Origin of the sequence: Rhodococcus sp. YH1 (assembly GCF_009939605.1) — a bacterium.
Lineage (GTDB): Bacteria > Actinomycetota > Actinomycetes > Mycobacteriales > Mycobacteriaceae > Rhodococcus > Rhodococcus aetherivorans.
In genome coordinates, this window is the sequence record NZ_WVTE01000264.1 from 21276 (window position 1) to 29777 (window position 8502).

An 8502-nucleotide genomic window follows, 5' to 3' on the forward strand; every position below is an offset into this window, starting at 1 on the left:
CACGGCGGCAACGCCACCTACGCGATCGACAGCGCGATCCCGTCGAGGATGTCGTGCTCGCTGACGACGAGCTCGCCGATGCCCGCGCGACGGCCGAGTTCGTCGGCCAGCACGGTCGTCACGATCGCCCCGCCGCCGATGACGTCGACCCGTCCGGGGTGCATCGGGCCGAGCGCCGCGCGCTCGTCGTGCGTGGCGGCGAGCAGGCCGTCGCACACCTCGCGCAGCCGGTCGAAACCGACGGTGGACAGGTGCACGCGCTCGGGGTCGTACTCCGCGAGGCCGTTCGCGAGGGCCGCGATCGTGGTCATGGTGCCGGCGACGCCGACCCAGGTACGGGCCTGCTCGACCGGCACGTGTGCGAGCGCCTCGGCGATCTTCTCCCTCGTGAACTCTCGGGCCGCCGCGATCTGTTCGGCCGTGGGCGGGTCGTCGTGCAGGCACCGCTCGGTGAGCCGCACGCAGCCGATGTCGGTGGAGTAGGCGGCATGGACACCGTCGGCGTCGCCGAGCACCACCTCGGTGGAGCCGCCGCCGAGGTCCACGACGACGAACGGCCCCCGGGTGGGGTCGAGTTCGCCGACGGCGCCGGTGAAGGACAGCCGCGCCTCCTCGTCGCCGGTGATGACCTCGGCCTCGGCACCGGGGATCACCGCACCGAGGACCTCGCGGGTCATCGCGAAGAAGTCGTCCCGGTTGGCGGCGTCGCGGGTGGCGGAGGTCGCGACCATCCGCACCGCCTGCGCACCGGTCTCCCGGATGAGGCCGGCGTATTCGACGAGGGCGACGCGGGTGCGTTCGATCGCCTCGGGCGCGAACCGGCCGGTGGCGTCGACGCCCTGCCCGAGCCGGACGATGCGCATCAGCCGCGTCACGTCGGTGAGCCGGCCGTCGTCGCCGAGGTCGGCGATGAGCAGGCGGATGGAGTTGGTGCCGCAGTCGATCGCCGCGACGCGGCGGGCGCCGACGGCGGTCACTCGGTCTCTCCGCGCAGCTCGGCGTAGGTCGGCCAGTCGGCGGGGACGGCGGTGCCACGCAGGCCGGCGTCGGCGGCGAGGGCGACGGCCTCGTCGCCGAACGGGTTCACGCCCGGCCCCTTGGCGAGGGAGTGCGCGATCAGGACGTGCAGGCACTTGACGCGGTCGGGCATGCCGCCGCCGCTGAAGTCGGTGCCGAGCGAGTCGAGGGCGTCGCGTTCGGCGAGGTAGGACTCGTGGGCCCGCCGGTACGCGGCCGCGAGGTCGGGGTCGGCGGCGAGCCGCTCGGTCATCTCCTTCATGACCCCGCCGGATTCCTGCCGGCTGGCCTCGGCGGTGAGCCGCGGATCGGTGAGGTAGAACAGCGTCGGGAACGGCGTGCCGTCGGGCAGTTTCGGCGCGGTCTTCACGACGCCGGGGGCTCCGTCCGGGCAGCGGTAGGCGATGGCGAGGACGCCACGCGGGGCCCGCCCGAGCTGGGCGGCGACGGCGTCGAGGTCTTCCTGTGCGACGGGATCGGTCACCCGGTCGGTTCTCCTGGTTCTGGGGGCGCCACCGGCATCTGCCGCGGCACCGGGGCGGGTTCGGGTTCTGGCGCGGGAACGGACACCGACTGCCACAGGTCGCTGTACCAGGCGCCGGTGGAGGGCAGTTCCTCGGTCTGCTCGGTGACCGGTTCCTGGTAGTCGCCGGGCAGCTGCACCTGGTAGGGAGTTTCGCCGGGCATGACGAACCGCAGCCGTTCGCGGGCCTGGGCGCGGATCCACGCCGGGTCCTCGATCTGCGCCTTCTGTTCGCGGAGCGCCGCTATCTCCTCCTCGAGCTGTGCCCGTTCCGCGGCGACCCGCTCGGCCTCGGAGCGCTGGCTGACGTACGTGCGCAACGGAACCGCGAGGGTCAGTGCGAGGCCGCACACCACGAGGGCGAGGACGACGGCACGGCCGGTGGACAGGCCGAAGAAGGTGCGCTCGGCACGGGCGGGCCGGGACTCGCGCGGCGTTCCGACGCGGGTGGGCCGGGCCCGCCCCGATGCGCCCCCGGTGCGGGCACCGGGAGCGTCGGCGGGCGGTTCCGTCGAGGCGGTAGGTCCGGCCGGGCGGGCCCGTCCGGGCCGCCGGACGCCCGGCGCACCCTCGGTGCGGGTGCGCCGGGCACCGGGCCGGGACCTACCGCGCTGGCTCATGCGGGTGCGCTCAGCCCTCGATGTTGAAACGCGGGAACGCCAGTTCGCCGGCGTACCGGGCGGCGTCGCCGAGCGACTCCTCGATGCGCAGCAGCTGGTTGTACTTGGCGACGCGCTCGGAGCGGGCCGGGGCACCGGTCTTGATCTGGCCGCTGCCCACGGCGACGGCGAGGTCGGCAATGGTGGTGTCCTCGGTCTCGCCGGAGCGGTGGCTCATCATCGACTTGTAGCCGTTGCGGTGCGCGAGGTCGACGGCGTCGAGGGTCTCGGTGAGGGTGCCGATCTGGTTGACCTTCACCAGCAGCGCGTTGGCGGCGCCCTTGACGATGCCTTCCTCGAGACGCTCGGGGTTGGTGACGAACAGGTCGTCGCCGACGAGCTGCACCTTGTTGCCGATCTTGTCGGTCAGCGCGACCCAGCCGTCCCAGTCGTCCTCGCTCAGCGGGTCCTCGATGGACACCAGCGGGTACGCGGAGAGCAGCTCGTTGTAGAAGTCGGCGAGCTCGCCCGCGGTGCGGTCCTTGCCCTCGAACTTATAGCCGGCGGCCTCGGTGTAGAACTCGGTGGCGGCGACGTCGAGCGCGAGCGCGACGTCGGTGCCGAGCTTCAGACCGGTCTTGGCGACGGCCTCGCTGATGAGGTCGAGGGCCTCCTTGGTGCCGGCGACGTCGGGCGCGAAGCCGCCCTCGTCACCGAGACCGGTGGCCAGGCCGCGGCTCTTGAGCACGGACTTGAGGGCGTGGTACACCTCGGCGCCCCAGCGCAGGGACTCCTTGAAGGTGGGGGCGCCGATCGGGGCGACCATGAACTCCTGGACGTCGACGCCGGTGTCGGCGTGGGCGCCGCCGTTGAGGATGTTCATCATCGGCACGGGCAGGATGTGGGCGTTCGGGCCGCCGAGGTAGCGGAATAGCTCGAGTCCGGAGGACTCGGCCGCGGCCTTGGCGACGGCGAGGGACGCGCCGAGCAGGGCGTTGGCGCCGAGCCGGCCCTTGTCGGGGGTGCCGTCGGTGTCGAGGAGGGCCTGGTCGACGGTGCGCTGTTCGGTCGCGTCGAGGCCGATGATGGCGGGGGCGATCTCGCCGAGGACGCCCTCGACGGCCTGCTCGACGCCCTTGCCCAGGTAGCGTTCGCCACCGTCGCGCAGCTCGACGGCCTCGTGCTCACCGGTGGACGCACCGGAGGGCACCGCAGCGCGGGCAAAACTTCCGTCGTCGAGCAGCACCTCGACCTCGACCGTGGGGTTACCACGCGAATCGAGGATCTCGCGGGCTCCTACCTGCTCAATGATGGCCACTGGCTGATTCTCCTTCGATGGACTTCACGCTGCGGGGTCTGCACGCTGGGAACAGCCTAACCGCCCCGACCTGCGCCCGAAGCACGGCGCGCCCCACGGCGGCGGCCACCGGCCGCCCGCCCGGCGGGGAGGCGGACGGATCGGGCAGCCGCGTCAGGGCCGACGGCCCACCCCGTACGCGGCGGCGCGGTCGCGCACCAGCGCGAGGTATTCGCCCGAGAGGTTGTAGGCCGTCAGCGCCCGCGTCCAGCCTTCGGCGGTGGTGAGGTCGCCGCCCCGGTCGCACAGGTAGCGGCCGGCGGTCAGGGTCGCGTCGTCGATGTTGTCGGGGTCGGCGACGCCGTCGCCGTTCGCGTCCACGCCCCAGCGGAACCAGGTCTCGGGGATGAACTGCATGGGCCCCACCGCCCGGTCGAGAACGGGGTCGCCGTCGAGCCGGCCGCCGTCGGTGTCCCGGATCTCGGCCAGTCCGGGACCACCGTCGAGGGGCACACCGCGGATGGGCGGGTCGACGCGTCCGTCGGGGGCGATGCTCGCGCCGTTGTACCGGCCGTGCCGGCTCTCCACGCTCCCGATGCCGGCGAGCGTCGTCCATGCGAGCCCGCAGCCGGGGCGCGAGGCGGCGAGCACGGCTGCGGCGTGACCGTAGGCCTCGAGCGCGGTGCGGGGGATGCCGAGCGCCTCGGCCTGCGGTGCCGCCCAGTCCCGCAACTGGTCGGCGGTGCGGCCGGGGGCGTCGACGTCGATCGCCGGGACCGCGGTTCCGGGGGCGGGCGGGACGCCGTCCGGGATCGGGATGCGCGGCTCGCGCGGGCTCCAGACGGCAACGCCGACGACCACGAGGATCACCGCGGCGACGGCGCCGACCAGGACGCGCGGCCACGGTGAGCGTCGGCGCGAGGCGGCAGGGGGCATGGTTCCCATCATCCATATCCCCGGCAAAGCGCAGGTAAAGAGACCAAGGTCCCTGTCGACGGAGTCCCGACCGGGTGTATGTTTTCGGCTTGCATCACCTAAGAGAGGTTCGCCTCACCTAACCGTTGGAGTCATGCCCATGTCCGCACTCGCCGCGAGCTCCGAGGCCCCGTCGATCGCCACCCAGCTGTTCGGCTCCGGCCTCATCGGGCTCCGCGAGGGCCTCGAAGCGGGCATCGTCGTGATGATCCTGGTCGCCTTCCTCGTCAAGGCCCAGCGCCGCGACGCCCTGAGGTGGGTATGGCTCGGCGTCGGCGCCGCGGTCGCCATGGTCGCCGCGACGTTCGGGATCATCCACTTCGGCACCACCACCCTCACCGGCCTCGCCGCCGAGGTGGCCGCGGGCCTCGCGTCGCTCGCCGCGGTCGTGATCGTGACCGCCATGGTGCTGTGGATGCGCAAGGCGTCGCGGTCGATCTCCGGGGACCTGCGCTCCGGAATGGAGAAGGCACTGCTCGCGGGACCGGCGGCGGTGCTCACCCTGTCGTTCTTCGCGGTCGGCCGTGAGGGCCTCGAGACCGCACTGCTCATGGTCGGGTACGCGGAGAACACCGCCGGCAGCGCCTGGCCGCTCGTCGGCCTGCTCCTCGGCATCGGCGTGGCCGCCGGGCTCACGGTACTGATGTACCTCGGGGCGATCCGGATCGACATGGCCCGCTTCTTCAAGTACACCGGCGCCTTCCTGATCGTGGTCGCGGCCGGCATTCTCGCCTACGGCCTGCGCGCCCTCCAGATCGGCGGCGTCCTGCCCGGGGGCTCGAACCTCGCCTTCGACGTCTCGGCCCACTACGACGCCGGCAGTTGGTACGGCACCGTGCTGGCCGGGATCTTCAACCTCCGTCCGGACCCCACCGTCCTCCAGGCCGTCGCGTGGGTGAGCTACCTCGTCGTCGTCCTGTACGTGTTCCTGCGTCCCGTCGCGCCGGCCCGCACACCCGAACCGGCCGTCGCCGTCTGACCCCCTCCCTGTTCGAAAGGCACCGATCCATGCGTCGATCCACGTACGCCCTCGCGGCGGCAGCGGCCCTGCCCCTCGCCCTGGCGGGCTGCACCGAGAAGTCCACCGCCGGCGACGACGCGATCGCGGTCACCGCCACCGACACCGCATGCGACGTGGCGGCGGCGGACGGCGCGACCGGGCACTCGACCTTCAGCATCACCAACAACGGCACCAAGGTCACCGAGTTCTACGTGTTCGCCGCCGGCGACCGGGTGATGGGCGAGATCGAGAACATCGGCCCCGGACTCACCCGGCAGCTGATCGTGAACCTGCCCGAGGCCGGCACCTACGAGCTGTCCTGCCGCCCCGGCATGGTCGGCGACGGGATCCGTCAGGAGTTCGTGGTCACGGGCGATTCCCAGGCCGCCACCGACGCCGACGGCAAGCTCACCGAGGCGGGCGACGGCTACCGCCGGTACATCCGCAGCCAGACCGAAGCCCTCGTCACCGCCACGGGCGAGTTCGTGGCCGCCGTGAAGGCCGGCGACGCCGACGAGGCCAAGCGGCTGTTCCCGGTCAGCCGCACCTACTTCGAACGCATCGAGCCGGAGGCGGAGAGCTTCGGCGACCTCGACCCGCGGATCGACCTGCGCGAGGCGGACCTCGAGCCCGGCCAGGCCTGGACCGGATTCCACCGGCTCGAGAAGGACCTGTGGGTGCAGGGCCCCCAGCCCGACACGGGCGCGATCGCCGATCAGCTCGCGGTCGACGTCCAGGAGCTGGCCGACCTGGTGAACGCCGCCGACTACACGGTCGACCCGACCAAGATCGCCGGAAATGCGCAGGGCCTGCTCGACGAGATCGCCACCTCGAAGATCACGGGTGAGGAGGACATCTTCTCCCACACCGACCTGTGGGACTTCCAGGGCAACGTGGACGGCTCGCAGGCCGCGGTCGCCGCGCTGCGCCCGATCCTCGACGCGAACGATCCCCAGCTGGGGCAGGCCATCGACGCCCGGTTCGCCGACCTCGACGCCGCGCTCGCCCGGTACCGGCAGGGCGACGGCTTCGTCTCCTACGACACCGTGACCGAGCCGCAGCGGCAGGAACTCTCGCGCCTGATCGACGCGCTCTCGGCCGAGGTGAGCAAGGTGCAGGGTGTCGTCGCGGGAGCTGCAGGCGCATGAGCGGGACCCCGGACACCGCCGCGGCCCCCGCCGCCCGCGGAGGCATCTCTCGCCGCCGCCTGTTCGGTGCGGTCGGTGCCGGCGCCGCGCTCGCCGGAGCGGGCGCGGTGGTCGGCCGGGTCACCGCACCCGGCGCGGACACCGCCCACGCCGGCGCCGTCCCGTTCCGGGGCGAACACCAGGCCGGGATCGTCACCCCCGCCCAGGACCGCATGCACTTCGTGGCGTTCGACGTCACCACCGACGACCGGGACGAACTCGTCGCGCTGCTGAAGACGTGGACCGAGATGGCCGAGCGGATGACCGCCGGGCTCGAGGCCACCGAGGACGGTGCCACCGGCGAGGGTCCCTACCATCCGCCCACCGACACCGGCGAGGCCCTGGACCTCGACGCCTCCCAGCTGACCCTGACCATCGGGTTCGGCCCGTCGCTGTTCGACGGCCGGTTCGGTCTCGCCGACCGCAGACCCTCTGCACTCGAGGAACTTCCGCACTTTCCCGCCGACAACCTCGATCCGGCCCGCAGCGGCGGCGACATCGCCATCCAGGCGTGCGCCAACGATCCTCAGGTGGCGGTGCACGCCATCCGCAACCTGGCACGGGTCGCGTTCGGCACCGCGTCGGTGCGCTGGTCGCAGCTCGGATTCGGCCGCACCTCGTCCACCTCGACGTCGCAGCAGACGCCGCGGAACCTGTTCGGATTCAAGGACGGAACCAACAACCTCAAGGCCGAGGACCCCGGCGCGCTCACCGAGTCGGTGTGGGTCGGCCCCGGCGACGACCAGGCCTGGCTCGCCGGCGGCACCTACCTGGTGGCGCGGCGGATCCGCATGCTCATCGAGCAGTGGGACCGAGCGGTGCTGCAAGAGCAGGAGCAGGTGATCGGCCGCACCAAGCGCGACGGCGCTCCGCTCGGGAAGACCGGCGAGTTCGACGAACTCGACCTCGAGTCCAGGGGACCGGACGGGCCGTTCGTCCCCGTCGACGCACACGTGCGCCTCGCGTCGGCCCAGCACCTCGGCGGACTGAAGATCCTGCGCCGGGGCTACAACTTCACCGACGGCTCCGACGGCTTCGGCCACCTGGATGCGGGCCTGTTCTTCATCGCGTTCTGCCGCAACCCGCTCGAGCAGTTCGTGCCGATGCAGCGCGAACTGGCACGACGCGACGCGCTCAACGAGTACATCCAGCACGTCGGGTCGGCGGTATTCGCGTGCCCGGCCGGGCCGGCACCGGGCGAGTACTGGGGGCAGGCGCTCTTCGAGGCGTGAACCGTCCCGGAACGAGATCGGTGACGCCGAGCGGGGCTCAGTAGGCGCCGTCGCGGTGCAGGACGGCCCGGAGGGTCCTGCGCAGGATCGACAGATCGAGGGCGAAGGTCCAGTTCTCGACGTAACGCAGATCGGCGCGGACCGATTCCTCCCAGCTCAGGTTGCTTCGTCCGCTGACCTGCCACAAGCCGGTCAGTCCCGGCTTGACGAACAGCCGCCGGCGGGCGCCGTCCTCTCCGTACCGCGCCACCTCGCATTCCAGCGGGGGACGTGGGCCGACCAGCGACATGTCGCCGGTGACCACGTTGAACAGCTGCGGCAGTTCGTCGAGCGAGTACCGGCGGATGAAGCGGCCGACCCGCGTGACACGGGGGTCCTCCCGCATCTTGAACAGGATCCCGTTGCCGTCGCTGCAGTCGGTCAGGTCGGCGAGACGATCCTCCGCATCGACCACCATGCTGCGGAATTTGAACATCGTGAACGTCCGCCCGTCCCTGCCGACCCGGGTCTGCCGGAAGAGCACGGGACCCGGGCTCGTGAGCCGGACGGCGAGGGCAATGGCCAGCAGCAACGGCGCCAGGAGCACCACGATCATCAGGGCGGCCACGCGGTCGAAGATGTTCTTCACCAACCACGCCGGGCCGGCGTAGCGCGGGGCACTGAGTTGGAGCA

The 8502-nt window shown here is 72.0% G+C and carries 9 protein-coding genes; 3 read left to right on the plus strand and 6 right to left on the minus strand.

The features are described 5' to 3' along the window. Window positions 1-17: 17 nt before the first annotated feature. The 5 genes from AIIKEEIJ_RS26675 to AIIKEEIJ_RS26695 all read right to left on the minus strand — a co-directional run bounded on the left by AIIKEEIJ_RS26675 (window position 18) and on the right by AIIKEEIJ_RS26695 (window position 4372). Window positions 18-977 carry a Ppx/GppA phosphatase family protein gene (locus AIIKEEIJ_RS26675; protein ID WP_050034813.1) on the minus strand — a complete coding sequence of 320 codons (960 nt, stop codon included), beginning with the start codon at window positions 975-977 and terminating at the stop codon, window positions 18-20. After that, complete coding sequence (locus AIIKEEIJ_RS26680) at window positions 974-1501, minus strand: DUF501 domain-containing protein (RefSeq protein WP_006940800.1); 528 nt, start codon at window positions 1499-1501, stop codon at window positions 974-976. The genes AIIKEEIJ_RS26675 and AIIKEEIJ_RS26680 overlap by 4 nt, the downstream gene beginning before the upstream one ends. Further along, the gene (locus tag AIIKEEIJ_RS26685; protein ID WP_161996909.1) at window positions 1498-2160 is read right to left on the minus strand and encodes an FtsB family cell division protein; all 663 of its coding nucleotides are present in this window, start codon (window positions 2158-2160) and stop codon (window positions 1498-1500) included. Before AIIKEEIJ_RS26685 ends, AIIKEEIJ_RS26680 begins: the two co-directional genes overlap by 4 nt. 10 nt (window positions 2161-2170) lie before the next feature. Then, entirely contained in the window at window positions 2171-3457 is a 1287-nt protein-coding gene (gene eno, locus AIIKEEIJ_RS26690; protein WP_161996910.1) for a phosphopyruvate hydratase, read from the minus strand. Window positions 3458-3610: 153 nt separating this feature from the next. Then, window positions 3611-4372 (minus strand): lytic transglycosylase domain-containing protein, encoded by a 762-nt coding sequence (locus AIIKEEIJ_RS26695; protein WP_006940789.1) that lies wholly within the window; start codon window positions 4370-4372, stop codon window positions 3611-3613. Between the two features lie 139 nt (window positions 4373-4511). Between AIIKEEIJ_RS26695 and efeU the strand changes: the two genes are divergently transcribed. The 3 genes from efeU to efeB are packed head-to-tail and all read left to right on the plus strand — an operon-like array spanning window position 4512 to window position 7830. Next, a complete protein-coding gene (gene efeU / locus AIIKEEIJ_RS26700) occupies window positions 4512-5390 on the plus strand; it encodes an iron uptake transporter permease EfeU (protein WP_050034811.1) in 879 nt (292 codons plus the stop codon). A 29-nt stretch (window positions 5391-5419) separates the two neighbouring features. After that, complete coding sequence (efeO, locus tag AIIKEEIJ_RS26705) at window positions 5420-6559, plus strand: iron uptake system protein EfeO (RefSeq protein WP_050034810.1); 1140 nt, start codon at window positions 5420-5422, stop codon at window positions 6557-6559. Beyond that, complete coding sequence (gene efeB, locus AIIKEEIJ_RS26710) at window positions 6556-7830, plus strand: iron uptake transporter deferrochelatase/peroxidase subunit (RefSeq protein WP_029542174.1); 1275 nt, start codon at window positions 6556-6558, stop codon at window positions 7828-7830. Before efeO ends, efeB begins: the two co-directional genes overlap by 4 nt. Window positions 7831-7867: 37 nt before the next feature. Here the strand turns inward: efeB and AIIKEEIJ_RS26715 are convergent. Further along, window positions 7868-8502, minus strand: a 635-nt coding sequence (locus AIIKEEIJ_RS26715; protein WP_161996911.1) for an exopolysaccharide biosynthesis polyprenyl glycosylphosphotransferase, incomplete at its 5' end; no start/stop codon positions are given.

Coding starts and splice junctions, on each gene's coding strand:
- AIIKEEIJ_RS26685 (WP_161996909.1), bottom strand. CDS start 2,160: ATGAGCCAGCGCGGTAGGTCCCGGCCCGGTGCCCGGCGCACCCGCACC.
- efeU (WP_050034811.1), top strand. CDS start 4,512: ATGTCCGCACTCGCCGCGAGCTCCGAGGCCCCGTCGATCGCCACCCAG.
- efeB (WP_029542174.1), top strand. CDS start 6,556: ATGAGCGGGACCCCGGACACCGCCGCGGCCCCCGCCGCCCGCGGAGGC.
- efeO (WP_050034810.1), top strand. CDS start 5,420: ATGCGTCGATCCACGTACGCCCTCGCGGCGGCAGCGGCCCTGCCCCTC.
- AIIKEEIJ_RS26695 (WP_006940789.1), bottom strand. CDS start 4,372: ATGCCCCCTGCCGCCTCGCGCCGACGCTCACCGTGGCCGCGCGTCCTG.